Source organism: Lentzea sp. NBRC 102530 (assembly GCF_030269365.1).
Lineage (GTDB): Bacteria > Actinomycetota > Actinomycetes > Mycobacteriales > Pseudonocardiaceae > Lentzea.
The window spans coordinates 111,073-135,252 of sequence record NZ_BSTF01000015.1; the positions used below are offsets into that span (position 1 = coordinate 111,073).

A 24,180-nucleotide genomic window follows, 5' to 3' on the forward strand; every position below is an offset into this window, starting at 1 on the left:
CGATGACTCCACCTGGTACCACTGGCAGTCTTGGTGCGTGGACAAGACCAAGGGTCATTCAGGGGCGGGGATGGCGGGTTTCGCCACCATCCTCGGGCTGTTGGCGCTCCTGTTCCTCGCCATGCAGAGCGACGTGGGCAGGTCCGTCGGCTTTCTGGGCGGCCAGTACGCCTACTCCTTCTTCTGGCTCGCCCTCGCCGCGGTGGTGGCCGGGGTGGTGCTGAAGGTGCGTGCGCCCGCGCCGTGGGCGTCGTTCGGCACCGGGTTGATCATCGGCGGCACGTTCGGCGTGGTGCTGCTGATCGCGTTCTTCGTCCTGCTCGCGTACGCCCTCTCGAACCTCTCGGTGCCGTGAGCGCCCGCCTCGCCGCGGCGAGCGGTTTCGCCGTTGTCGCCCTGTTGCTGGCGTTGACCGTGACGACCCTGGTGACCGCCGCCCTGCCGGCGAACTGGGCGGGCGTCGAGCTCGCCGCCTTCTTCTTCATCGCGCTCGGCGCGGTGCTCGCCGGTCCGCTGATCAGGACCGGAGCCGCCGGATCGTGGCGGGCGGCGGCCAACGGCATGATCCTGGCCGGCGTGTTCGGGCTCGTGCTGTGGGTGACGCTGGTGGCGACGATCTTCCTGTTCCTCGGGGATTAGACCCTGACCCCCGCGGTCACAGCATCTGCGAAAGTCCTCGCAGTGCCGCGGCGATCTGCTCGCGGTGCCCCTCCAGGGTCGCCCTGGTCACCCCGTCCGCCGCGGCCTTCGCGACGTCGTCGGTCGCGACCTTGAGCACCGCGCTCATCGCCGCTGCCTGCACCCGCACCTCGAGGGCGTCGCGGGGCAGCCCGGCCCTGCGGGCGAGCACGTCCGCGAGCGCGTCCTCGGCCCGTTCGCGCAGCATCAGGTACGCGGCGCGCAGCGCACGTTCGTTCTGGGTCAGCCGGACCACCGCGAGCACGGCCTCGATGTCCTCGTCGGAGGCCGCGTCGAGCAACGGCGTGTAGGCCTCGCGCAGGTGGTCGACCAGTTCGAGTGCGCGCGGCCAGGCCCGCACCACCGTGCAGAACGCGTCGACCATCTTGGTGAGCAACGGTTCGACGCAGGCCTCCTTCTGCGGGAAGTAGCGCCAGAACGTGCGCTCGGAGACCCCCGCCGCCTGCGCGATCTGCTCCCCCGACGTCGCCGCGACGCCCTGCTCGGCGAACAGGCGCACCGCGTGGCGCGAGAGGTCGAGCCGCTGACGCTGACGCTGCTCGTCGCTCACCGGCGGCCTGCCCCGGCGCGGCTTTTGCGTCACAACGTCCGTCATCGGGCGATTCAACCACACGACTGAGCACATTTATTGGCACCATCTGCCATTAAGCGCTACGGTCGGTGCATGAGCATTGACGCAGAGCGCTTGCAGCTGCCGCTGGCCAGGCCGAACGTCCTCGATCTCGCCCCGCTCTACGAGGTGCTGCGCCGGGAGGCGCCGATCGCGCCCGTGACGACCCCCGCGGGCGACCCGGCGTGGCTCGTGACCCGGTACGAGGAGGTCAAGCTCCTGCTGGGCGACAAGCGCTTCGGCCGTTCCCACCCGGAACCGGAGAAGGCGTCGCGCATCTCGACCTCAGCCGTGCAGGACGGCCCGACCGGTGAGTACGCGACCGAGGAGGCCGACCACACGCGGATGCGGCGCCTGCTCACGCCGGCGTTCTCGGCCAAGCGGATGCGGATGCTCGGCGAGAACATGGAACGCCTGGTCGACGCGTGCCTCGACACGTTGATCGCGGAGCACGAGCAGACCGGCGTGGTCGACCTGCACCGCGGGCTCGCGTTCCCGTTGCCGGTGGCCATGATCTGCGGCCTGCTCGGCGTGCCGGAGGAGGACAACGAGCTGTTCGCGTCGCTGTCCGAACGCATGGCGAGCACCGAGATCGGCGCGGAGGCCCACCAGGCCCGCGAGGAGTTCTTCCGCTACATGGTCGGGCTCGTCGAGGGCAAGCGCGGGCAGCTCGGTGAGGACGTGATCTCCGACCTGGTGCGCGCGCAGGCCGAGGACGAGTCGTTCGACTACGTGCAGATGGTGCGCCTGTGCGTCGGCCTGCTGTTCGCGGGCCACGAGACCACGGTCAACCGGATCGGCCTCGGCGTGCTGTTCCTGCTCACCGACCGCTCCCGCTGGGACGCGCTCGTCGCCGACCCGGACGGCCGCGTCGACGCGGTGGTCGAGGAGGTCATGCGCCTCGGTGCCCCCGGCGACCTCGGGCTGTTGCGCTACGCCAAGGAGGACGTCGACCTCGCGGGCGTGACGATCCGCGCCGGTGACGCGCTCGTGCTCTCGATCAACGCCGCCAACCGCGACGTGACCGTCTACTCCGAGGCCGAGGAGTTCAACCCGGACCGTCCGGAGAGGACACACCTCGGCTTCGGCCACGGCGCGCACTTCTGCATCGGCGCCTCACTCGCCCGCACGGAGCTGCGCGTGGTGTTCCGCGCCCTGGCCCAGCGCCTGCCGCAGATGCGCCTGGCCAAGGAACTCGACCAGCTGCAGGTCCGCGCGACGCTCACCGGTGGCGTCGCCGAACTGCCCGTGACCTGGAGGTAGAGCCGTGAAGGTAGTGGTGGACCAGGGCAAGTGCGTCGGAGCGGGCCAGTGCGTGCTGGCCGCGGACGACGTGTTCGACCAGCGCGACGAGGACGGTCTCGTCGACCTGCTGGACGCGAGCCCGCCGGCCGAGCGGCTCGCGGACGTGCGGCACGCGGCGGCGGTGTGCCCGGCGTCGGCGATCGCGGTCGAGGACTGAGCGCGGTGCGGCCGGGGCTGCCCGGCCGCACCTCCGTTCCCCGCCGCGTCGGTGGCCACCCCGGTCGACGTCCACATCGGACTCGCCGGGGGCGGCGTTTCCGTTCCGCCGGAGTGGCTCGTCAGTCCTTCATGAGCGGCTCGACCAGCTTCGAGCCGTCCGCCTTGCCGACGTAGCAGTAGATCAGCCGGTCCGAGCTGCGGTACCCGTTCTCCGTCCTGACCTTCCACGCCTCGGCGGTCGGGATGATCACCCAGTACCGCAGCGTCTTCTCCTTGTCCTGCCCGCTCACCTCGTCGGACAGGAACGTCTTCGTGCACCCGGTGCCGCCGATCCTGGTCAGCTCCTCGGCACCGGGGTACGGGACGTCCTTCTCGATCTCGGTGTTGGCCAGCACGGTGTCGAGCAGTTCGGTCTCGTGCTCGGCGTAGCAGCCGACCCGGTCCTTCGTCTCGATCTTGCGCGCGCCCTTGGCGGGCGTCCAGGTGAGGCAGGCGTCGGGGAACGAGATCAGCGAGTCGTGCTTGAGGTCGCCGTCGGGGCCGAGAGTGAGCACCGGCTGCATGGCGGCGGTGCTGGCCGGTCCGGGCGTGATGCCGCCGAGGCCGCCGGTGCCGATGTTGTCGATCATCGGCTTGAACACGGTGAAGTACAGCAACACCAGCGCGCCGACGAGGAACAGCGGCGTGAGCACCGCCGACAGGAACAGCCCGACCGAACGCCTGCGGCGCGGCGGCACGTGCACCGACGGCGCGGGCGCGAACTGGCCGATCACCACCGGCCCGGACGTGGGCGGCGGCCCGAACACGCCACCGCCACCGTTCACGTTCGGGAGGCCGGGCCCGGGCGCCGGGCCGGCGACGGTGGGTCGTCCGTCCACCACGGGTCCGGTGTGGACGGACGGCTGGGCCGGGTAGAGCTCCGCGACGGTCAGGGCGTGCTCGATCAGCCGGTGCGCCTGGGCGACGGTGGTCCGGCGCGCCGGGTCGGGGTCCATCAGGCCCCTGATCAGGTCGCCGAGCGGGCCGAGCACCTTGGGCACCGGGCGTTCGCTCATCACCGCGAGGATCGTCGCCGAGGTGGTGGCGCGGTCGAACGCGCCGCGGCCCTCCACGGCGAAGAAGAGCGTGGCGCCCAACGCCCACAGGTCCCACGCGGGTGAGGCGTCGCCGCCCGCGAGGCGTTCCGGGGACATGTACGCGGGCGAGCCGATCAACGTGCCGGTGGCGGTCAGCCGGGGGTCGTCGACGGACTGGGCGATGCCGAAGTCGGTGAGCTTCGCGGTGCCCTTGCCCGGCACCATCACGTTGCCGGGCTTGACGTCCCGGTGCACCACACCCGACTCGTGCGCGGCCTCCAGGGCGGCCAGCAGCTGGCCGGCGAGCGTCGCGGCCGCGCGCGTGCCGAGGGGCCCGGACTTCTCGACCAGCGACTCCAGCGTGGGAGCGTTGATCAGCTCCATCACGATGAACGTCTGGCCGTCCTCGGCGATGAGGTCGTAGACGGTGACGACGGCGGGGTCCTGCAGCTGGCTCGCGATGCGCGCCTCGCGCAGCACCCGTTCCCGGTACACGGCCCGTTCGCCGTCGGGGACGTTGCCGGGCAGCAGCAGTTCCTTGACGGCGACGTCGCGGCCGAGGACGGTGTCCTGGCCGAGCCACACGGCCCCCATGCCGCCGCGGCCCAGCTCACGGACCAGCCGGTAGCGTCTGTTCCCCACCTCGCGCATGCGCGGAAGTCTGTCACCCGGTCCAGTGACGTACACGGGCACCGTCACCTGACGGGCGCGACCGCCGGCCGCTCGTACCTAACGTCGCGCGGCGTGAGACGACTGACGAAGCTGTTGGCCACAACGCTGCTCCTGACCGGCCTGACCCCGCTGGCACCGGCCTCGGCCGCCACGCCGGGCTGCGCACCGGTGGCGGTCACCGCCCCGGCCGGCGCGAAGATCGAGTCCGTGGACGCCGTGAGCCGCGACTCGCACTGCGAGATCACCGTGACGCTCACCCACACCGACGACCACGTGAAGGTCGTCGTCGGCCTGCCGCAGGCCTGGAGCGGACGGCTGCAGGGCGTCGGCGGCAGCGCCTACGCCGCCGGTGACACCGGGGCCCCCTTCGCGAAGGCGATCCAGGACGGCTACGCGGCCGTGACCACCGACGCGGGTGTGCTCGACGGCCTGAACGCGAGCTGGGCCGTCAAGGACGGCCGGCTCGACCAGACCCTGCTGACGAACTTCGCGACGCGTTCGGTGCACGAGGCCGCCGTCCTCGCGAAGCAGGTGGTGCGCAAGCACTACCAGCGTTCCGCCACGTACTCCTACTGGAACGGCTGCTCGACCGGCGGCCGCCAGGGGTACGCCGAGGCCCAGAACTTCCCCGGCGACTACGACGGCGTGCTGGCCGTCGCCCCCGCCGTGAACTGGTCGCAGTTCGCCGTGGCCACGCTCTGGCCGCAAACCGTGCAGTACAACGACAAGCACATCGTCGGCAACTGCGTGCTGGAGGCGTTCCGCCAGGCCGCGATCGACGCGTGCGACGCCTCCGACGGCGTGACGAACCGGATCGTCGACCGCCCGGACCGCTGCAGCTACGACCCGCGTCAGCTGATCGGCAAGAAGATCCTGTGCGACGGCGCGGAAGTGACCGTGTCGAAGGCCGACGCCGACGTCATGCGCAAGATCTGGGACGGACCGACCGACGAGCGCGGCCGCGGTCTCTGGCCGGGCCTCCCGAAGGGCGCCGACCCGGTGTGGCTCGCGGGCACGATCCCGGGCTTCCCGTCCACCGGCTTCCCGGTGGCCCAGCTCTGGGTGCAGAACTTCCTGCTCAAGCAGCCGGGTTTCGACACCTCGACGTTGACCTACACCCAGTTCCGCGACCTGTTCCGCCAGTCCGTGCGCGAGTTCGACGGCTCGATCGGCACCTCTAACCCCGACCTCTCCGCCTTCCGTCGGGCGGGCGGCAAGCTGATCACGTGGGTGGGCACCAACGACCAGCTCATCCCACCGGGCGGCACCCTGGCGTACCGCCAGCAGGTGGAACGCCGCATGGGCCACGTCAACGACTTCTACCGCCTCTTCACCGCCCCCGGCGTCGACCACTGCCTGGGCGGCAACGGCCCCCAGCCCACCGACCCGCTGAAGTCGCTGGTCGACTGGGTGGAACGGGGCAAGGCCCCCGGCACCCTCGCCGCCGCCACCGCCGACACCAGCCGCGACCTGTGCCTCTACCCCCGCACTTCGCGCTACCTCCACGGTGACCCGAAGGTGAGCTCCAGCTACCGCTGCCTCTAGAACCAGTCAGGATTAGTGACTATCAAGTACAGTTACTACATCCGACGAGTCAGAGGAGTCCAGCGATGCGCGCCGCCTACTACGGGAAGCAGGGACCCGCCCACGAGGTGTTCGAGGTGGGCGAGGTACCCCTTCCGGAACCGGGCCCGGGCGAGGTGCGGGTCAAGGTCGCCGTCTCCGGCGTCCACGTCGGCGACGTGGGCAAACGCCGCGGCTACTGGGGTTCCACGATGACGTACCCCCGAGTCGTCCCCCACGGCGACGGCGCGGGCACCGTCGACGCGACGGGCACCGGCGTGGACGCGACGCGCATCGGCGAACGGGTCTGGGTCTACCTGGCCCAGTCCTACCGCCCGTTCGGGACGGCGGCGGAGCACGTCGTCGTCCCGGCGGCCCACGCCGTCCCCCTCCCTCCCGAGGCCGACCTGGAACAGGCCGCCGTCGTCGGCATCCCGGGCATCACCGGCCACCGCGCGGTCTTCGCGAGCGGCCCGGTGCAGGGCGGGACCGTCCTCGTCACCGGCCCGCTGGGCGGCGTCGGCAGAGCAGCCCTGGCCGTGGCCCGCCGAGGCGGCGCCACCGTCCTCGCCACCGTGCGCCACGCCGACCAGGTGGACGAGGTCCTGGCCGCGGGCGCCCATCACGTGGTCCGCCTGGACACCGGCGACGCCGTGGCGCAGATCAGGGCCATCGCCCCGGACGGCGTGGACCGCGTGGCCGAGATCGACCTGGCGGGCAACGCGGCGTTCGACGTGGAGGTCCTCAAGCACCACGGCGTCATCGCCACCTACGCCACCAGCGACCCCGAAGCCCCGCTCCCGTACTGGTCGCTGGCGTTCAAGAACATCACCGTCCAGCACCTCAGCAACGACGACTTCCCGGAAGAGGCCAACGACCACGCGGCCCGCGACCTCACCGCCGCCCTGGCAGCGGGCGACCTCCGCTACCCGATCGCCGGGCGCTTCACCCTGGACCAGATCGCGGACGCCCAGGACGCGGCCGAACGCACGGGCGCGGCAGGCCGCGTGATCATCACCCTCTAGCCCGCTCGTTCGGATACGCTGCCACGTCCAGAACCCGGCCCCTGTCGTGATTCCCGCGGAGACAGTCGATGGCGAACCAAGCCCCGTACTGGGACGAGCTGTACCGCGCGCGCAGGGTGACCACCTCGGCCACGACTCCGTCGGACCTCGCGCTGACGGCCGCCGCAACGCTCGATCGTCCCGGACGCGTCATGGAACTGGGCTGCGGACGGGGGCACGACGCGCGCTACTTCGCCGAGTGCGGCCATTCCGTGGTGGCAACGGACATCTCACCGGTCGCGCTCCGCGAAGCGAAGTCCCTCGGCGGCGACGCGGTGACGTATGTCGCCGCGGACATGACGAGCTCTCTGCCGGCCGGGGACGAGTGCTTCGACGTCGTCTACAGCCGCTTGTCCCTGCACTACTTCACCGATGACGTGACCAGGCGGGTGCTGTCCGAGATCCACCGGGTGCTCAAGCCGGGCGCGGTGTTCGCGGCACTGGTGAAGTCCACAAAGGATCCTCTTTACGCCAGGGGAATCCGGGTGGAGAGGGACATGTACGTCCTGGACGGCCACGTGCGGCACTTCATCGACCCGCCCTATCTCAGGGAGGTGACCGCGCCGCTGTTCGACGTGGAGGAACTGAGCCAGTACGACGGCGACGCGTTCGGCTTTCCCAGCTCGTTCACCAGGCTGATCGCGCGCAAGCGGCGGCCTAGCGGCGGACCCGGTTCAGAGCGATCTGTCCGAGCACCAGGACGAACGTGGCGAGGAAGTTCGGCGTGAGCTCGGCAGCCGAACTCTTGTCGTCCAGCCACCACTGCACCGTGGTGATCACCACCACCGCGCTGATCGACAGCCACAACGCGGTCGCGGCCGCCTTGGAGTACGCGAACCTCGTGACGCTGTTGATCGTCCGGCTCGCCATCCGCATGCGCGGGACGCTCGTCAGGCGCTGGTGGATCTCGTGCAGGAGGTTGCACACCGTGCCGTACGTCCGCGTCGACTGGGCGCTACCGGAGGCCGGGTACCGGAACCCTTCCGGCGAAGTGACCGCGTCGACCACCTGGAGGAGGTGGTCCTGGACGTACGAGTGGAAGAACCTGCCCGTCGGGTGCAGGCGCACGGTGAGTTCGACCAGGTACAGCTGCCACGGGATCCGCACGTAGTACTGCCGTCTTCCGGCGGTGTACTCGTAGTTGGCTTCCGCGAGCACACCCAGGTCGGCGCGCAACTCCCGGGTCAGCCGCCGGAACTCGTGCTCGATCGCGGAGCGGTGCTCCTTGATGTCGCAGTACGTCAGAGCCAGCAAAGCGAAGCACCGCACGTACTTGTCAAGATCGCGCGCCTCCCCGCCGAGCACCGACTCGACCAGCGCGTCGGTGTCACCGGACCGGACGGGCACCGCCGCGGCCCGGATCGCGCGCAGAACGTGAGCCGTCGCCAGGGCGTTGAACTCGCCCGAACCGTCGAGCCGGGTGGCCCAGCCTCCCTGAGGCAGGCGGGCCTGGTCGATCCGTCGCGTCAACGAGCGCAGCAACTCGTCCCGCCGGGACACGACGGCCGGGACGAAGGACAACGCGAACACCAGGTCCGCCGTCTTGAACGTGTCCAGCTGCTCGACTTCGATGCGACGGCTGATCTCGACGGCTTCCTCCGGGGAGGCGGCGAGTCGCGGCTCGAGTTCGGCGCGGTCGTGCAGGTAGTCCACGAGCGCCTGGATCGTCTCGATCGACTTCTCGTCCTGCCCTGCCTGGGCGAGCACCAGGATCGCCGCGGCGGTGCCGAAGAGGCCGCGCTGGTCGAAGCCGTGGCGGTCGAGGTACTGGCCCGCGGCGATCAGCTGCCCCGGCAACTGCTTCGCCTGAACCCCCACCGCCAGCAGCACCTCGAACCGCCGCCTCACCGCCGACAGCGAGATCCTGACCAGGTCCTCGTCCACACACCGGTACGCACGAACAGCGGGCAGCAGTCGCGTGCTCATCTCATCGTGCCCTGGCTCTGCCGCAACAGCCGGAGCACGGTCTCCCTCATCCGCACCTCGTCGGGCACCGCCGCGTAGTCCCAGGAATGCGGCTCGCCGGTCCACTGGGCCAGCTGTCGCCGGAAGTACTGCGGCACACCGACGTCCCGGCCGAGCGAACACCTCCGGCCGGTGCCACCGACGAGGAGGTACGGCAGCGACGACCACTCGGCGTGTGCGGCTCCCAGCAGGGTGATCAGGTCGTCAGCCTCCTCGAGGGACGGTGACGGCAAGGTCAGCGGCGGCTCACCCGGCACCACGTGCAGATGAGCGTGGTCGACGCACGAGGACGTCGGCGCCGGGAAGCCGGCCGAGGTCCCGCCGTGTTCCCAGTAGGTCAGGGGCCCCATGGCGTCCTGCAGGAAGTCGAGCGCCGCCGCCAGGAACCCGGTGAAGCCCGACCGCGGCGGAACAGCGCACAGGCTCGGTGAATGCGTGCTCGGGGCGATGAGGACGTACCCCGACACCAGCGCCCCCGCGCCGGGCACCACCGCCCCGAACCGGGGGTCGAGGAACAACGGCCGATCGGTCCACGGAATGTCCCGGTCACCGAGAATGGCGCCACACAGGAAACATCCCTCATGGTGCATGTCGACTCCTCGTCAGGATGATGGATCTTCTGCCAGCAGGCCCTCTACGTCTCTCATCAGGACTTCCTGGAACTCACGGATACCGCGGTCCGACGCCTCCAGCGTGGGAGCCTCGATGTAGCCGGAGTTGTCACACCTCAGGTCGAAAACCTCGGGCGAGTAGGAGAAGGCGATCCCGTACAGGCGGGCGAACTGCTCCTGGGAGAAGCCGTCCTTGGCCGAGACGAGGTCTCCGCTCTCCGCGACAGAACGCCGCTCTCCGTTGCGCAGGAAGGACACCGCGCACTTCACCGCCCTGCTGCGGCGATCCGACTCGAGCCACACGTTGAGCACGCTGCCGACCGGCTGGAGCCACGGCTGGAGCCACGCGTCCACCACGACGTTCTCCAGGCCCGCGACGAACTCCGTCATCCGCTCGTCGGCGAGGCGATCGATGCGGGCGTCGGCGGCACGCCGTGCGTCGAAGCCGGCCTCCCACTCCCGCGCCCGCCCGGTCACACCGAGGAGTTCGTGCATCACCGCGGACATGCCCGCGTAACGCCACCCCAGTTCGCGCGCCATCAGCCGAGCGTGCGTGGTCTTGCCCGCCGCCGTGTACCCGGAGATGACAATGCGCGTGGTTCTGCCCGGCAGACCCATGTCAGTGCGACGCGCCCACCAGGGACTCCTCCACGATCTGCCGCAGAACCGCCTCCTGGCTGGGAATGGCGTTCAGCCCGAGCACGGAACCGAGCGGCACCCACTCGATCTCCGCGAGGTGGTCGTCCACGTCGCGGTGGTCCGCCGTGATCTTCCCGGCCACCACCTCGCACACCCTCGCGACGGCGACCACGGTGACGACACCGTTCACACCGTCCATGGTCCACGACCACACCGAAAGAGGCCGCCCTGGGGCGACCTCCAGTCCGACCTCTTCCCACACCTCACGGCACAAGTGCTCGTCGACCGACTCGTGCGCCTTCATGCGGCCGCCGGGCAACTCCCACCGGTTCGGGTTGTGCGGGTCTTCCGTGCTCTTGCGAACCATGAGAAGTGCGCCGTCCTGAATCACGACGGCCTTCTGAGCGAACTGGAGGTTCATGCTTGTCCCGCGCTTGAGTAGTGGCGGAGTCCACCGACCGAAAGGTCGGCAAAACCACCGGAAACGGTGAGGGGCGGCCAGAACACCGGACATGCGCGCCACGCGGACCCATCACCGCATTCCAAGCCACGAGGCGACCACCTCTGACCTGGCTCCTGTCCGATGAACTGTTGTCACGGAAGTTCGAGCATCGCTTGTTTGGGCCAGAAGTAAACCACAGCGACCCGCTCCGGCGAAGGCACTCGACGCGGGGCATCCGGCCGGATGATGCCGCCAGAGCCGGTCACTCCGGGAAGTCGCCAGCTCAGCGGCGTCACACCACAAGGTCCCAATGCTGCAACAGATTCACCCAGTGCGGTGATTCACACCGGCCGGCGCAATGGATATTCCACCAATGAACAGAATCGGTCCACCGCCACCCGCTTCCACGAGGACGAAAGAAATTCACCCGGTGAGTGTCCAGTCGCCACACGACGCCGTGACCTGTTTCAAAACCTCGCCGCGCAGGAGAAGGAGCAGAAGCGGTGATGAAACGACCCGGCGCGTCGAGGTCTGCCCGGCCACCGCCATCACTGTCACGAAAGCTTGTCCGCCAACCACTTCCTGGCCACCGACCAAGCGTGCGAGTCGGGCTCGATCACGCTGAAGTGATCTCCACCAGGCGAATCCACGAACTCCCCCAACGCATGCCGCGCGGCATAGGTCCGGCTGAACTCCTGAGGGATCACCTCGTCAGCAGACCCGTGCACGGCCAGCACGGGCACCCCGGCATCCCCCATCTCCGCAGGAGAGACCAGCGCGTACAGCCCGGGATCCGCAACAGCGGAAGTCCCCACGAAGAACCGGGTCATCCCCTCCCCGACCCCAGCGGCGACGAGCGGCCAGAAGTCAGGCCCGGACGGCCCGGGCGCCCCCCGCGGCGGCTCCCTGCTCAGGTCCGCCAGCTCGGTCCCCAACCGGGCCCCGTCAGCGGCAACCAGGTCCAGCACACCGGCGACGGACACGACACCGACAAGAGCAACGGAAGGCTCAGCCCCCACGACACCGGCGGGCAACGCGCCTCGATGCGCGGTCCAGGTGGCCAGGTGCCCGCCGGCCGAATGCCCGACCACCGCAACCCGCGACAGGTCAAGCGGCGCATCGAGCGAGCCGACGAAGTCCACCGCCGCAGCGATGTCGGAGAACGTGCCGGGCCACCCGGCGCCGGCCTCCCCCATCCGCCGGTACTCGACGCTCCACACCGCGTACCCCTCCCCCACCAGGTCGGAGATCAACGGCTGCACGGCGGTGTCGTCCCACATCGCGGCCCACCACCCACCGTGCACCATCACGACGACGGGGAACGGCCCGGAGCCAGCCGGCAGGTGCAGCACACCGAACTGCGACGGCAACGAACCGTAGGCGATCTTGGAAGCCATGACGAGATTCCTCTTTCCAGCAGGGATGAAGTAGCGATGGGAGGTCGTGCGCCTCGCTGTTCTCGCCGACCGGCATCCGGCCACGCGCTCGCCCTCGTGGCCGACGACACCGGGCAGTGGGAGCGGGAAGTCGCCGTCGCGCGCCACCAGGTCCGCGTGGCACATGCCGGTGGCCTCGACACGGACTTCGGCCCCTGCTCGCCCGGATCGTCTCGTCCCACCGGAAACAGTGACGAACAGAGCCGGGCGCCCGGCTTTCTCGTTGGTGCGTCAGTCCAACCGGACGCGCACGACCGGCGCGACCTCCTCGCCGAACCGGCGGGCCTGCTCCGCGGCATCGGCCTCCGGCCACAGCACGAACCCGGTGAACGACAGCGTCGCGAGCTCGGTCAGCACGTCCGCCCAGCCCTGCGCGTCCGTGCGGATCGGCGCGGACCCTTGCAGGTCAACGGATCCGGGCGTGTCCGTGATCGTGCCGACGAGCTGCGCGATCCGGCGCACCGATCCGGGTTCACGACCGGCGTCGAGCGCCGCCCGGTCGATCAGGGTGTTGCTCTCGGCCCACTTCTCGTACGGCAGGTACGACGGGATCGGCGCGGCCCAGCCGTCCGCGGTCCGTCCGGTGAGCGCGAGACTGCGCGGCCCCTGTGCCCCGACCCAGATCTCGACCCCGCCGGGGCCGGGCGACTGGGACGTCAGCCGCTCCACCGAGTACCACCTGCCCTGCGCCGTCACGTGCCGGCGCGGCTGCCAGAGAGCGCGCATCAGGTCGATCGCTTCCGCTTGCGCCTCAAGGGCTTCCTTGGGGCTGCGGCGCGGCACGCCGAGCTTGGTGATCGCGTCCCAGTAGCCGCCCGCGCCGAGCCCCAGGTGGAAACGCCCGCCCGACAGGCGGCTCAGTGCGCTCGCCTGGCGGGCGAGCATCGGCGCGGGCCGCAGCGGGAGGTTCGCGACGTCGGGGAAGAACGAGATCTTCCCGGTGTGGGCGATGAAGTCGCCGATGAGCGCGAACGAGTCGAGGTCGTCTGCCACGTACGGGTGGTCCTGGACGCCGACGAGGTCGAGCCCCGACCGTTCGGCCGCCGCGACGACCGCCCTGTTCTGGTCGACGTCGACCGACGGCGCGACCGAGATGCCGAAGCTGAGTGCCTGCAACACGGCTGTCTCCTCCTGTGCCTATCTCCCCCGGTTCTGGCTCTCCTACTCGGAGAGCACGCCTTCCTCCGCACTGACCAGGGAATCGATCGCGTCGAAGAACGCCTTGATGCCCGGACGGTTCGGGCCCTTGGCACTCGAAGCGGCGTGGTCCGCCGAGGACCGCCACTCGACGATGTCGAGCCATTCGCCGTCGGGCAGCCGCACGAGCCGGGCGCCGAGGAACCCCTCGCGGTCGGCCTCGAAGTCGGCGATCATCCCGGGACGGGCGGCGAGCAGCGCCTCGACGTTCTCCGGCGCCACGCGGAAGCGGGTCAGTTCCACTGAAGTAGTCATGAAACCATGATAGTCACTATTGATGACTAAATCCAGGGATCGAGCGCCACCCGATGGTGCCGATGAACACCGTGATGGCCAGCAGCATCGCCCCGGTCATCCAGCGCCATCCGCCCGGCTGGGCGATGGCGAGCCACTGCTCGGTGAGCGAGACCGCGGCGGCCAACGGGAAGGTGAACGACCAGAAGCCCATCGAGAACTTCAGCCTGCGGTAGCGAGGCAGCATGCCGAGCTGCATCAGCAGCAGCACCACGCCGACACCGGCGATCGAGTCCGCGACGGGGTCGATCACGTGGCCGTTCAACGTGAACCAGGCGAGGCCACCGACGGCGGGCGGCGCGAGCAGGATCATCGCCGTGGGCGCCAAGGCGTCCGGCAGCGGGGCGCGGAACGAGTGCCGCTGCACCACGAGCCCCGTCATCACGACGCCGAAGAACGTGCCGGTGGCGAACAACCCCCAGGCGAGGCCGGTGTTGCCCATCTTCGCGGCCACGTCGGCGCCGATGAGTCCGGGCGCGACGGTCGGCAGCAGGTAGCCGGAGTGCAGTGCCTCGTGCTCCAGTCCGCCCTCGAACCAACGGCCGAACACGACGACCACCAGAGCGGCCGATCCGGTCAGTGCCAGCAGGTAGAGCGCCCAGCCGGCGGCGTGCGAGTACGTGTGGAGCTGTGCGGCCAGCAGCATCGCGGTGACCGGGGCGAGCGACGCGACCGGCCCCTGGGAGGGGTGCCTGATCTGGTCGATCAGCCGTTCCTCTCCTCTGGCGCCGCGCACGAGGTGGGCGACGACCAGCCACACCCACGCGATCGCCGCCACCGCGTGGAACGCCTGCGGCACGACGGCCGGCAGACCCAGCGCCGGGGCCGCCGACCTCCACGCGCCGGCGAGGCCCGCGAGGCCGAAGCCGATGGCGAACGTCGTGAGCGGGATCCTCGTCACCGGCTGCGCGGGGGTGCCGGGCTGGACGAGCGTGCTGGTCATGATGTCCTCCGTGGACAGTCCGTTCCGATGACCAGAACACTGCTCCTCCAGGCGATGCCGGTGCGTCTGTCAAATGACCGTCGTCGAGACGACCGTCGCGCTCACCGTCGGACGACAGTCATGTGACGGGCGCTGTCCACGACCGGCGCGATCAGGCTGGAAGGCATGAAACCCACCATCGTTCTGGTACACGGAGCTTTCGCGGAGTCGGGCGGCTGGGGTCCGGTCGCGGACCGCCTGCGGGCCGAGGGGCACCGCGTCGTCGCGGCGGCCAACCCGTTGCGGTCGGTCGCCCACGACGCCGCCCGGGTGCGTGCGCTCGTCGACTCCATCGAGGGACCGGTCGTCCTGGTCGGCCACTCTTACGGCGGCATGGTCATCAGCAAGGCCGGCGCCGGGGCCGAGAACGTGACGGCGCTGGTGTTCGTGGCGGCGTTCGCGCCCGAGGCCGGGGAGAGCGGTGCGAGCCTGTCCGGGAAGTTCCCCGGCAGCACGCTCGGGGAGACGCTGCGCACGGTCGACCTGCCCGACGGAGGGCAGGACGCCTACGTGGCGCAGGAGCTCTACCACCAGCAGTTCGTGGCGGACGTGCCCGAGCAGCAGGCCGCCCTGATGGCGATCACGCAGCGGCCGATCACGATCGCCGCCCTGAACGAGGAGGCGGAGGGACCGCAGGCGTGGCGCGGACTGCCGAGCTGGTTCGTCGTCGCCGAGGCGGACCGGAACATCCCGGCGGCGGCCGTGCACTTCATGGCGGAACGCGCGGGCGCGGAGGTCGTCAGCGTCGAGGGCGCCTCGCACGCGGTGTTCGCGTCGCGGCCGGACCTCGTGGCCGACGTCATCCTCAAGGCGGCGAACGCCTAGCGCACGCGGCGGAACGGCCGGTCAGTCCTGTGTGGACCGACCGGCCAGGCGCTGGTGCTCGGTGATGTCGACGAGCATCCGCTTGAAGCGGGTGTACTCGCCCTTGCCGACGCGTTCAGCGTGCCGTTCCTGCATCGCGGCCATGATGTGGTCTGCGGCCTTCATCTGGGCGAGGCCGCGGCCGGTGGGGCAGACCAGCTTCGCCCGGCGGTCGCTCGGGTCCGGCCTGCGTTCGACGTAGCCGAGCGTCTCGAGCTCGTCGATCAGCGTGCCGACGATCTGCTTGTGCTGACCCGACAGGTGCGCGAGGTCGGTCGCGCGCACCCCGTCCGGGTCCAGGTAGGCGAGCACCGCGCCGTGGCGGTGCTTCAGGTCTCCGAACCCCAGCTCGGCGAGGGTCTGGAACAGTTCGCGCTGCACGGCGAACAGCAGGCGGCCCGACAGGACCCCCAGATCGGGGTTCGAGGCGTTGCGTTCCGCGCGGGTGACCATCCGGCCACCCTAGCGGCGGACGAGTTCGCGTCCGAGGACCTCCCGCAGATGAACCTCGACGAACACGCGCAGGTAGGGGTCCTTCGCCATCTTATCGAACGCCGCCGCGAGCTCGGGGGCGACCTCGTCGGTGAGGTTCACGACCTTCCACAGGTTGAGCGGGTCGGCCTCCGTGCCGCCGACCGAGTGCTCGACGTGGAAGATCGGCTGACCGGTGCCCGCGGTGAACACGCGGCCGTCCGGCGCCTCGAACCGCTCGTCGCCCACGAAGAGCGCGCGGCGGTTCTCGTGGTCGAGCCGCACGTGCTCGATGACCCTCCCGGTCCGCGAGTCGTCCGCCCACAGGCGCTGCTCGGACACCCGCGTGAACTCCTCGACCTGGCCGTGCCAGACGCTCGGGAACCTCTCGGCGCCCGGCAGCACGACGGTCGGGATGAAGACGTCGGGCGCCTTCGCCTTGCGGACCTCCATGTCCCAGAGCTGGGTGCCCGTGTACTCGAACGGCGGGGTGACCCGGTAGCGCTCGCGCAGCACCTCGTTGACCCGCACCGGGGGCAGGTCGGCCGTCGTGGTGCCGGGCCGCGCCCAGGCCTGCTCGAAAACGGCCTCGTGGTCGAGCGTGGTGATCATGACGAACTCCCAACTGGTCATCCTTCGTGATAGTCACTATACATGACTAAATCGAGGGAGGCCAGCCACTCCTTCGTCTGGTCGAGCCGCTCGGCGGCGTGCAGGGTCGCGGACGGGCCCCGGGAGGCCTCCTCGAAGACCACTCGGGTGCCGCCGCCGGGATCGGGGTCAGCAGCCACGACTGGTAGAAGCTCAGGCCGTCGCTCACCGCGATCCAGCCGAACCGTTCGGGACGGTCGAGCTCGCCGACGATGCCGTCGAGCGCGTGCAGGGCTGTCACCACGACGAACCCGCTGCCGACCGACAGCTCACCGCCGGCCCGGACCTCGGTGGTCCCGCGCTGCCACTCCGGCCACTCCCCCGCCGCCGTGAGGTGGTCGAAGAGGACCTCCGGCGCCGCCGCGACGAACCGTTCGTGGCTCACGAAGCTGTCGCACTGCGCCGGCCCCCAGCCTGGCGGCCAATGGACTTCAGTCATGCCCCTCAGCGTCTCCTGGGACCCGCGGGCACAACATCAGTCACATGACGGTCCGCTCGTCGTACGCGCGCAACCAGAGAAGGGCCGCGTTCGACACCACGAGCCGGTCGGGAACGGGGCCGACGTCGAACCCGAGCGCGCACCTCAGCGCCGTGCGGTGGACCTCGCCGAGCGGGGGCATCTAGTCACCGAGAGGGAACAGCAGCTGGTTGAGCGTCGAGTGGTTGATCTCGGACCCGAACTGCGCGCCGGCCGCCCTGAGCCCCAGCGCGCCGTTCACCTGCACGGCCAGCCGGTCGAGGACGGCGGTCTTGCCGACCCCGGCGTCCCCGCTCACGAGCAGCGCTCCGCCGCGCACTCCGGCGGTGTCGAAGTACGCCCTGATGGCACTGATGTCCTGCTCGCGGCCGATCAGCGGACGCGGTGCTGGTGATGACCCTGCGCAGCCGCCCCGACCAGCGGCTCGACACCCCCGGCCTGTGGACGGCGACGGGCGACGACGTGCTCGGCCGGGTGATCTCCGGCGCGCTGGAACAGCCGGGTGAGGCGTGGACGATCGAACGGCTGGCGGCCGAGGCGTCGATGTCCCGCGCGACCTTCCTGCGCCACTTCAGCGCACGCACCGGCACGACCGTGGCGCGCGAGGTCGGCTACCGCTCCGAGTCGGCGTTCAGCCAGGCGTTCCGGGCGGCGCTCGGCACGTCGCCGGCCCGCTTCCGCCGCGAGTCGTCCTCCCGCCGACCCGGCACCGCCCGGCACCGCCCGGCACCGTCACATGACGGTCGGACCGTCGCTCCAGTCATGTGACAGACCCTGTCGGCACGACGGCCGCGGCAGAGTAGCTCCCAACGGAAACGACCAGACAGGAGCAGGGCGATGCCGACGATCACCACCAAGGACGGCGTGGACATCTTCTTCAAGGACTGGGGCACCGGTCAGCCGATCGTCTTCAGCCACGGCTGGCCGCTCTCGTCGGACGACTGGGACACCCAGATGCTGTTCTTCGTGCGGCAGGGCTACCGCGTCATCGCCCACGACCGCCGCGGCCACGGCCGTTCGGCCCAGGTCGGCACCGGCCACGACATGGACCACTACGCGTCCGACCTGGCCGCCGTCACCGAGCACCTCGACCTGCGTGACGCGATCCACATCGGGCACTCGACCGGCGGCGGCGAGGTCATCCGCTACATCGCGAACCACGGCGAGTCCCGCGTCGCCAAGGCGGCGATCCTCGCGGCCATCCCGCCGCTGATGCTCAGGACGGAGGCCAACCCGGGCGGCCTGCCGATCGAGGTCTTCGACGACCTCCGCGCCCAGCTCGCGGCCAACCGCTCCGAGTTCTACCGCGCGCTGCCCACCGGCCCGTTCTACGGCTTCAACCGCGACGGCGCCGAGGTGCGCGAGGCACTGGTGGCGAACTGGTGGCGCCAGGGCATGATGGGCTCGGCGCTCGCCCACTACGAGGGCATCAAGGTGTTCTCGGAGTCGGACTTCACCGAGGACCTCAAGAAGATCACCGTGCCGGTCCTGGTGATGCACGGCGACGACGACCAGATCGTGCCGATCGCCGACGCCGCGCTGCTGTCCGCGCCGTTGCTGAAGAACGGGACGCTGAAGGTCTACGAAGGCTTCCCGCACGGCATGCCGACCACGCACGCCGACGTGATCAACGCCGACCTGCTGGAGTTCATCAGGTCCTGAGTGGACTGATCGGTGCCGGGGTCGCGTCCGGGCCGCACAGCCTCAGCACGACGGGTCCGCCGCGCGATTCGGGGTCGCGCCCCGGACCCACGCACCACCCGCACCGGAGGCGGGGTCGGTTTCACCGCGATCGGGGTCGCGGTGCAACCACGCGCCCACCCGCACCCGGTGCGGCCCGGAGGCCGGACGCGACGGGGGTCGCGTCCGGCCCTTCTTCTCGTGCGTCGCGATCAGGTGCGCTGCAACGCCTTCGGGTACAGCCAGCTGCCGGGCGTGTCCTCCGCCGGGTTCGTGTAGTAGTCGCGCACCGCCGTGATGTACTCCTGCACGCTGATCGCCCCGTCACCGTCCGTGTCGAGGTGCGCGAACGCGAGGCCGCACTCCTCCTCGGACAGCCCGCGCGCCCGCAACAGCACCTGGAACTCGCCCGCGTCCACCCGGCCGTCGCCGTTGGTGTCGACCAGGTCGAGCAGGGACGACACGATCTCCAGGAGGTCCGCGTCGAACGGACCGTGGTCGACGAACGCCTCGATCATGGCTTCGCGGTACTCGTCCGGGCCGATCCGGCCGTCCCGGTCGGCGTCGCAGTGCTCGACCAGCAGTTCCCAGAACCTGTCGTAGGCTTCGACCAGGTCCCGGCCGCGCTCGGAGGAGGCCGGTTCGCCGAACGCCCTGAGCAGGCGGTTGGCCAGTGCGTAGAAGTCCGCCAGTTCGATGACGCCGTTGCGGTTCACGTCGTAGTGGGCGAAGGTCGAGTCGATCCTGTGCTGCAACACCTGCTTCATGCCCTGGCACTGTTGGCGACGGGCCCGGGTCCGGGCAAGGCGCGTCCCTCTGTCGGGTGGTGTTGTTCAGCCGGTTTCGCGAAGCCGGTATAGTTATACCGGTAACCGCTGATGGAGGACCACGTTGATCGAGCTCAAGTCGCCGGCCGAGATCGAACGCATGCACGTCACCGGCCAGTTCATCGGGGAAGTGCTGGACGCGCTCGCCGCGAAGGCCGTGGCCGGGGTGAACCTGCTCGACCTCGAGCACCACGCCCGGCACATGCTCCAGGAGCGCGGTGCCGTCTCGTGCTACTGGGACTACTCGCCGTCGTTCGGGCGCGGGCCGTTCCGCAACGTGACGTGCCTGGCGGTCAACGACGCGGTCCTGCACGGACTGCCGAAGGACTACGTGCTGCAGGACTCGGACGTGCTGACGATGGACATCGCCGTCACCATCGACGGGTGGGCCGCCGACTCGGCCATGACCGTGGTCGTCGGCAACGCGCGCGAGGAAGACCTGCGGCTCGTGAAGACCACCGAGATCGCGCTGGCAGCGGCGATCGAGCAGGCGCAGGTCGGCAACCGAATCGGCGACATCTCCGCCGCCATCGGCGAGGTGTGCGCGCAGTACGGCTACAAGCCCAACCTGGAGTTCGGCGGGCACGGCATCGGCCGCACCATGCACGAGGCCCCGCACATCTCCAACGACGGCCGGCGCCGGCACGGCATGAAGCTCAAGCCGGGCCTGACCGTGGCCATCGAACCCTGGCTCGCCGCCACCACGGACAAGATCATCTACGACGACGACGGCTGGACGCTGCGGTCGGCGGACGGGTCGCGCACCGCGCACTCGGAGCACACGGTCGCGATCACCGAGGACGGGCCGCTGGTGCTGACGCGCCGCAAGAGCGAGCTGGAGGACGCCGCGAACCCGGACGCGACCCAGGCGCGCACTCCTTAGTCCCGGGGACGGTGGCGAAGTCCCGTTCGCTCGGGTAACCATGCAGTGGGCTGCAGGAGAGGAACGGAGAACCCACTACACGGGAGTCTGGATGACCACAGGGGGCAGGGCGGAGCTCGGCATCGACCTGGACGAGCTGCGTCTGCTGGTCGGGATGTCCTACCGCGAACTGGCGCGCCGCACCGGGTGCGCCCGCAGCACGTTGCACGACGCGTTGACCGGACGCCGGTTTCCGCGGCTGGACACGGTTCTCGCGATCGCCCAGGCGTGTGGCGGGGACCCGGCGCGGTGGCGGTTGCGGTGGGTGGCGGCGTGCAAACGCTCTCACGCACCGCGCAGCGAGGCCACGACGTCCTTGCAGTCGACCAACCCCAGCTGACGGGAGTCCTGTGACCTCGGGTTGTCCCCCACCACCACGACGAACCCGTCCGGCACCTGCTCGACGCCGGGCAGCGGCAGCCAGTCCGGCACCGGGTCGCCCGCGACCGCGGCCACCCTCTTGACCCGGTGCGGCAGTTCCGGGTCCGGTACCCGGAACACGATCACCTCGCGGCGGCGCGGGCGCCGGAAGAGCTTGCGCGCCAGGAGCCGCTGCCCGTCGTGCAGCGTCGGCGCCATGCTGTTGCCGCGCACCGTGACCCTGATCCACATCAGCTGACCCTCACGTCCTGGTAGCCGTTCGCCTGCAACCGGAACAGGCGCGCGTACTCACCGCCCGCGTCCATCAACGCGTCGTGGTCACCCTGCTCGGCGATCCGGCCGCCGACCAGGGTGACGATGACATCGGCACCGCGCAGCGCCGAAAGCCGGTGCGAGATGAGCAGTCTCGTACGGCCTTCCGCGTGCCGGCGCACGGTCTCGTGCACCCGGTGCTCGCCCTCGGCGTCCAGCCCCGACGTCGGTTCGTCGAGGATCATCAACGCCGCGTCCGCGCGCATCAGGCACCGGGCCAGCGCCACCCGTTGCCACTGCCCGCCGGACAACGTCACGCCCGTGCGTTCCTCGTCGGCGTGCGTGCGCGACAGCACGGTGTCGTACCCGTCCGGCAACGCCCCCAGCACGTCCGCCACCCGTGCGCGTGCGGCCGCGTCGGTGATCCGCGCGCGATCCCCCAGCGCGGACACCTGGCCCACGCCGACGTTCTCGGCCGCGCTCAGGTCGTAGGTCATGAACTCCTGGAACACCACGCCGATCCGCGCCCGCAGCGCCGTGACGTCCAGATCGCGCAGGTCCACGCCGTCCCACGTGATCGAGCCGCGCTGCGGGTCGTAGAACCGGCACAGCAGCTTCACCAGCGTGCTCTTGCCCGCCCCGTTGACGCCGACCAGCCCGACCGCCGCACCCGCCGGGATCGTCAGGTCGACGCCCCGCAGCACCCACGGCCCGTCGTCGGAGTAGCGGAACCAGACGTCCCGCAGCTCGATGGTGCCCTCGCCGGGCGCCGCAGTGCCGCCCACCAGGTCGTCGGGCGTCGCGAGCACGTCCAGGTAGTGCCCGAAGAGCCGCACCGCCCGCCCGGCCTCACCGAGTTGCAGCACCACCCCGGACAGGCCCGTCTGCACGGCCGCCACCGCCCCGAGGAACAGCACGAGGTCCCCCACCGACGACCGCCCGGCCACCACGCTCAACGCCACCACGACCGTGCCCGCCCCCGCCACGACCGCCCCGAGCAGCGCGAGCCCGCTCTGCACGACCGTCCCCCGGCGCTGAGCGGCGAGCCGCGCGCCGCTGACCGACGCCAGCGACTCGACCATCCTGGTGTGCAGCAACTCCCCGAGCCCGAACAGCCGGATCTCCTTGGCGGCACGCACATCCGTGAGCAACGCACGGTAGAACAGCCGCCGCCGGTCCGTCGCCACCCAGGCCTCCTCGGTGGAGGCCTCTCGCCGCGCCGTCGCGAGGCGCGCGACCACCGCCGTCACCGCGAACGCCAGCAGCAGCACCGTCATCGGCGGCCAGACGACCAGCAACGCCCCGGTGAAACTCGCCAGCAGCACGACCGACCGCACGGCCTCCTGGGTGAACTGCGAGATCGTCCCGGGAGCCTCCTGCGCCGCCTGCTCGGCGAGGCGCACCCTGTCGTGGAACACGGGGTCCTCGATCCGGCGCAGCCCCGGCAACGTCGCGATCCGCTGGAACAACGCGCTCTCCACCGTCACCGCGACCCGGTGCCGCACGACCTCCCCGAGGTACCCGGTCAGGTACAGCAACGCGATCGCGACCCCGCCGACCAGTGCCGACGCGATCGCCAGGAAGACCGCCCGGTCCGTGCCGATCCCGGACGTCAGCCCGTCCACCAGCAGCATCGTCAGCCACGCCCCAGCGGCGGGCGCCGCTCCGGCGACGACCGTGAGCACGAGGGTTCCGGACGCGAGCACCGGCGCGGCCCGGAACGGCACCGCCAGCGCGGCGCCCGCGGCCCGGATCACGCCACCGGCGCCGGCGCACCGGCGAAGTCGTCGAGCTTGATCCCGGACGCCGTCACCACTCCCCCGTGCGTGTGCAGCAACGTCGGGTAGGCCATCACCCCGAACGCGGACAGCACCGGGTCGTCCGTGCCGACCACCGCGACGCGCCCCAGTGCGCTGACCTTCTCCGCCAGCCGGGCCGTGCCTTCGGGATCACTCGCGTCTCCGTCCACAACGGACACGAACCGCGTGGCGGGAGGAGACGCGACCAGCGCGTCGGTCAGCGTCCGGCACGGCCCGCACCCGACGGAGAAGAACCCGACCTGCACGGGCCCGTCGAGGTCAGCCTCGGTGAAAGGCAGCCCGTCGGTGTCGAGCACCGTGAACGGCCTGACCACCGCACCCGGCCGCGGCAGGTTCGACTCCCGCTTCGGCACGGTGTTCTCCTGCAGTTCGCGCACCCGCGCCACCAGCCCGAACGTGAACAGGACGTGCAGCGCCACCACCACGGCGAGCAGCACGACGGCGATCGTGAGCAGGGTCAACGGTTCCTCCCAGGAAGCGGGCGACGGCACGAACGCGCCCAGAGCGGCGACAGCGAGCAGCATCCCGTTGCGCACCAGGTGTTTCGGCCCCAGCACGTCGCCGCCCGCACCGAAGCACCTGCAGCGCACGGACTTCCGTGCGGTCACGGCCAGCAGGACGGCGCCGCAGAACGCCGCCAGCAACACCGCCGCGAGGCCGTACCCGAACAGCGTGCCGGGAACGGCGAGCAGGACGACCGCCAGCGCCTCCCCGGCCAGGACCAGCACGGCGATCACGGTGGCGGGCAACGGAACGAGCGCGGCGATCGAGTCGCGGAACTCCGCGAACCCCTGCCGGGAACGCGCCTTGCCGGCGAGGGCGGCCAGGAAGACGGCGATGAGCAGCAGGCGAGCGAACAGATCGAGCACGGGAACCCCCTGAAGCGAGGCGGGGTGCCGGCGACGGACGCCGGCACCCCGTCGGGTCACTTGCAGGAACTGCTCACGGACGAGCAGATGCCGTTGCAGTTGAAGCGGTAGCCCTTCTTGCAACACTGCCCGTGCTCCGGCACGCAGGCACCGGCATCGATCTTCGGCAGCACGAGTCCGACGAGCCTTTCACCGGCCAGCTTCGCGAAACGCTTCACGGGTCCGCTCCTCCCAGTTCGATCAGCAACAAC

The 24,180-nt window shown here is 70.4% G+C and carries 32 protein-coding genes; 12 read left to right on the plus strand and 20 right to left on the minus strand.

Going from position 1 to position 24,180, the window contains the following annotated elements:
* Positions 1 to 37: 37 nt before the first annotated feature.
* Both QSK25_RS33610 and QSK25_RS33615 read left to right on the plus strand, forming a co-directional pair.
* Complete coding sequence (locus QSK25_RS33610) at positions 38 to 355, plus strand: hypothetical protein (RefSeq protein WP_285644304.1); 318 nt, start codon at positions 38 to 40, stop codon at positions 353 to 355.
* On the plus strand, positions 352 to 639 hold the full coding sequence (locus QSK25_RS33615) for a hypothetical protein (RefSeq protein WP_285644306.1): 288 nt from the start codon (positions 352 to 354) through the stop codon (positions 637 to 639). Before QSK25_RS33610 ends, QSK25_RS33615 begins: the two co-directional genes overlap by 4 nt.
* A 16-nt stretch (positions 640 to 655) precedes the next feature.
* On the opposite strand, the gene QSK25_RS33620 is transcribed toward QSK25_RS33615, so the two are convergent.
* A complete protein-coding gene (locus QSK25_RS33620) occupies positions 656 to 1,294 on the minus strand; it encodes a TetR family transcriptional regulator (RefSeq protein WP_285644307.1) in 639 nt (212 codons plus the stop codon).
* 69 nt (positions 1,295 to 1,363) lie between these two features.
* Here QSK25_RS33620 and QSK25_RS33625 point away from each other — a divergent pair, with 69 nt between their 5' ends.
* Both QSK25_RS33625 and QSK25_RS33630 read left to right on the plus strand, forming a co-directional pair.
* Positions 1,364 to 2,572 carry a cytochrome P450 gene (locus tag QSK25_RS33625; RefSeq protein ID WP_285644308.1) on the plus strand — a complete coding sequence of 403 codons (1,209 nt, stop codon included), beginning with the start codon at positions 1,364 to 1,366 and terminating at the stop codon, positions 2,570 to 2,572.
* Positions 2,573 to 2,576: 4 nt separating this feature from the next.
* Positions 2,577 to 2,771: a ferredoxin gene (locus QSK25_RS33630; protein ID WP_285644309.1), complete on the plus strand. Its 195-nt coding sequence runs from the start codon at positions 2,577 to 2,579 to the stop codon at positions 2,769 to 2,771.
* A gap of 121 nt (positions 2,772 to 2,892) precedes the next feature.
* On the opposite strand, the gene QSK25_RS33635 is transcribed toward QSK25_RS33630, so the two are convergent.
* Positions 2,893 to 4,500: a serine/threonine-protein kinase gene (locus tag QSK25_RS33635; RefSeq protein ID WP_285644312.1), complete on the minus strand. Its 1,608-nt coding sequence runs from the start codon at positions 4,498 to 4,500 to the stop codon at positions 2,893 to 2,895.
* A 93-nt stretch (positions 4,501 to 4,593) separates the two neighbouring features.
* On the opposite strand from QSK25_RS33635, the gene QSK25_RS33640 reads away from it, so the two are divergent.
* The 3 genes from QSK25_RS33640 to QSK25_RS33650 all read left to right on the plus strand — a co-directional run bounded on the left by QSK25_RS33640 (position 4,594) and on the right by QSK25_RS33650 (position 7,876).
* Complete coding sequence (locus QSK25_RS33640; protein WP_352236678.1) at positions 4,594 to 6,066, plus strand: tannase/feruloyl esterase family alpha/beta hydrolase; 1,473 nt, start codon at positions 4,594 to 4,596, stop codon at positions 6,064 to 6,066.
* 65 nt (positions 6,067 to 6,131) lie between these two features.
* On the plus strand, positions 6,132 to 7,109 hold the full coding sequence (locus tag QSK25_RS33645; protein WP_285644314.1) for an NADPH:quinone reductase: 978 nt from the start codon (positions 6,132 to 6,134) through the stop codon (positions 7,107 to 7,109).
* 68 nt (positions 7,110 to 7,177) lie between these two features.
* Entirely contained in the window at positions 7,178 to 7,876 is a 699-nt protein-coding gene (locus QSK25_RS33650) for a class I SAM-dependent methyltransferase (RefSeq protein WP_285644315.1), read from the plus strand.
* On the opposite strand, the gene QSK25_RS33655 is transcribed toward QSK25_RS33650, so the two are convergent.
* The 8 genes from QSK25_RS33655 to QSK25_RS33690 all read right to left on the minus strand — a co-directional run bounded on the left by QSK25_RS33655 (position 7,806) and on the right by QSK25_RS33690 (position 14,675).
* Positions 7,806 to 9,074, minus strand: a complete 1,269-nt coding sequence (locus QSK25_RS33655) for a hypothetical protein (RefSeq protein ID WP_285644316.1) — start codon at positions 9,072 to 9,074, stop codon at positions 7,806 to 7,808. The two genes, QSK25_RS33650 and QSK25_RS33655, sit on opposite strands and share 71 nt — an antisense overlap.
* Positions 9,071 to 9,703 carry an HIT family protein gene (locus tag QSK25_RS33660; RefSeq protein WP_285644317.1) on the minus strand — a complete coding sequence of 211 codons (633 nt, stop codon included), beginning with the start codon at positions 9,701 to 9,703 and terminating at the stop codon, positions 9,071 to 9,073. Before QSK25_RS33660 ends, QSK25_RS33655 begins: the two co-directional genes overlap by 4 nt.
* 12 nt (positions 9,704 to 9,715) lie before the next feature.
* The gene (locus QSK25_RS33665) at positions 9,716 to 10,264 is read right to left on the minus strand and encodes a hypothetical protein (RefSeq protein ID WP_285644319.1); all 549 of its coding nucleotides are present in this window, start codon (positions 10,262 to 10,264) and stop codon (positions 9,716 to 9,718) included.
* Between the two features lie 79 nt (positions 10,265 to 10,343).
* Positions 10,344 to 10,784: an NUDIX domain-containing protein gene (locus tag QSK25_RS33670; RefSeq protein ID WP_285644321.1), complete on the minus strand. Its 441-nt coding sequence runs from the start codon at positions 10,782 to 10,784 to the stop codon at positions 10,344 to 10,346.
* Between the two features lie 575 nt (positions 10,785 to 11,359).
* Positions 11,360 to 12,202, minus strand: a complete 843-nt coding sequence (locus QSK25_RS33675; RefSeq protein ID WP_285644322.1) for an alpha/beta hydrolase — start codon at positions 12,200 to 12,202, stop codon at positions 11,360 to 11,362.
* Positions 12,203 to 12,472: 270 nt separating this feature from the next.
* Positions 12,473 to 13,360 (minus strand): LLM class flavin-dependent oxidoreductase, encoded by an 888-nt coding sequence (locus QSK25_RS33680; RefSeq protein WP_285644323.1) that lies wholly within the window; start codon positions 13,358 to 13,360, stop codon positions 12,473 to 12,475.
* Between the two features lie 42 nt (positions 13,361 to 13,402).
* Entirely contained in the window at positions 13,403 to 13,693 is a 291-nt protein-coding gene (locus QSK25_RS33685; protein ID WP_285644326.1) for an antibiotic biosynthesis monooxygenase, read from the minus strand.
* 16 nt (positions 13,694 to 13,709) lie between these two features.
* On the minus strand, positions 13,710 to 14,675 hold the full coding sequence (locus QSK25_RS33690) for an SLAC1 family transporter (protein WP_285644328.1): 966 nt from the start codon (positions 14,673 to 14,675) through the stop codon (positions 13,710 to 13,712).
* Between the two features lie 165 nt (positions 14,676 to 14,840).
* Here QSK25_RS33690 and QSK25_RS33695 point away from each other — a divergent pair, with 165 nt between their 5' ends.
* A complete protein-coding gene (locus tag QSK25_RS33695; protein ID WP_285644329.1) occupies positions 14,841 to 15,539 on the plus strand; it encodes an alpha/beta fold hydrolase in 699 nt (232 codons plus the stop codon).
* Between the two features lie 21 nt (positions 15,540 to 15,560).
* Here QSK25_RS33695 and QSK25_RS33700 read toward each other — a convergent pair whose 3' ends face one another.
* Genes QSK25_RS33700 through QSK25_RS33720 form a run of 5 tightly spaced genes read right to left on the minus strand, consistent with a single transcriptional unit; the run spans position 15,561 to position 17,554 of the window.
* Complete coding sequence (locus tag QSK25_RS33700) at positions 15,561 to 16,031, minus strand: MarR family winged helix-turn-helix transcriptional regulator (protein ID WP_285644330.1); 471 nt, start codon at positions 16,029 to 16,031, stop codon at positions 15,561 to 15,563.
* A gap of 9 nt (positions 16,032 to 16,040) precedes the next feature.
* Complete coding sequence (locus QSK25_RS33705) at positions 16,041 to 16,682, minus strand: hypothetical protein (RefSeq protein WP_285644331.1); 642 nt, start codon at positions 16,680 to 16,682, stop codon at positions 16,041 to 16,043.
* A gap of 25 nt (positions 16,683 to 16,707) precedes the next feature.
* A complete protein-coding gene (locus tag QSK25_RS33710) occupies positions 16,708 to 17,139 on the minus strand; it encodes an SRPBCC family protein (RefSeq protein ID WP_285644332.1) in 432 nt (143 codons plus the stop codon).
* Between the two features lie 40 nt (positions 17,140 to 17,179).
* Entirely contained in the window at positions 17,180 to 17,320 is a 141-nt protein-coding gene (locus QSK25_RS33715) for a hypothetical protein (RefSeq protein ID WP_285644334.1), read from the minus strand.
* The gene (locus QSK25_RS33720) at positions 17,321 to 17,554 is read right to left on the minus strand and encodes an ATP-binding protein (protein ID WP_352236689.1); all 234 of its coding nucleotides are present in this window, start codon (positions 17,552 to 17,554) and stop codon (positions 17,321 to 17,323) included. It lies immediately after the preceding gene.
* A gap of 17 nt (positions 17,555 to 17,571) precedes the next feature.
* Between QSK25_RS33720 and QSK25_RS33725 the strand changes: the two genes are divergently transcribed.
* Both QSK25_RS33725 and QSK25_RS33730 read left to right on the plus strand, forming a co-directional pair.
* Complete coding sequence (locus QSK25_RS33725; RefSeq protein ID WP_285644335.1) at positions 17,572 to 17,946, plus strand: AraC family transcriptional regulator; 375 nt, start codon at positions 17,572 to 17,574, stop codon at positions 17,944 to 17,946.
* Positions 17,947 to 18,015: 69 nt separating this feature from the next.
* Entirely contained in the window at positions 18,016 to 18,840 is an 825-nt protein-coding gene (locus QSK25_RS33730) for an alpha/beta fold hydrolase (RefSeq protein ID WP_285644336.1), read from the plus strand.
* A gap of 230 nt (positions 18,841 to 19,070) precedes the next feature.
* On the opposite strand, the gene QSK25_RS33735 is transcribed toward QSK25_RS33730, so the two are convergent.
* Positions 19,071 to 19,625 (minus strand): EF-hand domain-containing protein, encoded by a 555-nt coding sequence (locus QSK25_RS33735; RefSeq protein ID WP_285644337.1) that lies wholly within the window; start codon positions 19,623 to 19,625, stop codon positions 19,071 to 19,073.
* A gap of 124 nt (positions 19,626 to 19,749) precedes the next feature.
* On the opposite strand from QSK25_RS33735, the gene map reads away from it, so the two are divergent.
* Together map and QSK25_RS33745 are read left to right on the plus strand one after the other, a co-directional pair.
* A complete protein-coding gene (gene map / locus QSK25_RS33740) occupies positions 19,750 to 20,568 on the plus strand; it encodes a type I methionyl aminopeptidase (protein WP_285644338.1) in 819 nt (272 codons plus the stop codon).
* A 91-nt stretch (positions 20,569 to 20,659) separates the two neighbouring features.
* Entirely contained in the window at positions 20,660 to 20,947 is a 288-nt protein-coding gene (locus QSK25_RS33745; protein WP_285644340.1) for a helix-turn-helix domain-containing protein, read from the plus strand.
* On the opposite strand, the gene QSK25_RS33750 is transcribed toward QSK25_RS33745, so the two are convergent.
* Genes QSK25_RS33750 through QSK25_RS33765 form a run of 4 tightly spaced genes read right to left on the minus strand, consistent with a single transcriptional unit; the run spans position 20,893 to position 24,147 of the window.
* Positions 20,893 to 21,219 (minus strand): S26 family signal peptidase, encoded by a 327-nt coding sequence (locus tag QSK25_RS33750; RefSeq protein WP_285644342.1) that lies wholly within the window; start codon positions 21,217 to 21,219, stop codon positions 20,893 to 20,895. The genes QSK25_RS33745 and QSK25_RS33750 overlap by 55 nt on opposite strands.
* Positions 21,219 to 22,997 carry an ABC transporter ATP-binding protein gene (locus QSK25_RS33755; protein WP_285644343.1) on the minus strand — a complete coding sequence of 593 codons (1,779 nt, stop codon included), beginning with the start codon at positions 22,995 to 22,997 and terminating at the stop codon, positions 21,219 to 21,221. Before QSK25_RS33755 ends, QSK25_RS33750 begins: the two co-directional genes overlap by 1 nt.
* Entirely contained in the window at positions 22,994 to 23,929 is a 936-nt protein-coding gene (locus QSK25_RS33760) for a TlpA family protein disulfide reductase (protein WP_285644344.1), read from the minus strand. The genes QSK25_RS33755 and QSK25_RS33760 overlap by 4 nt, the downstream gene beginning before the upstream one ends.
* Before the next feature lie 56 nt (positions 23,930 to 23,985).
* Positions 23,986 to 24,147 (minus strand): hypothetical protein, encoded by a 162-nt coding sequence (locus QSK25_RS33765; RefSeq protein WP_285644345.1) that lies wholly within the window; start codon positions 24,145 to 24,147, stop codon positions 23,986 to 23,988.
* Positions 24,148 to 24,180: the final 33 nt, after the last annotated feature.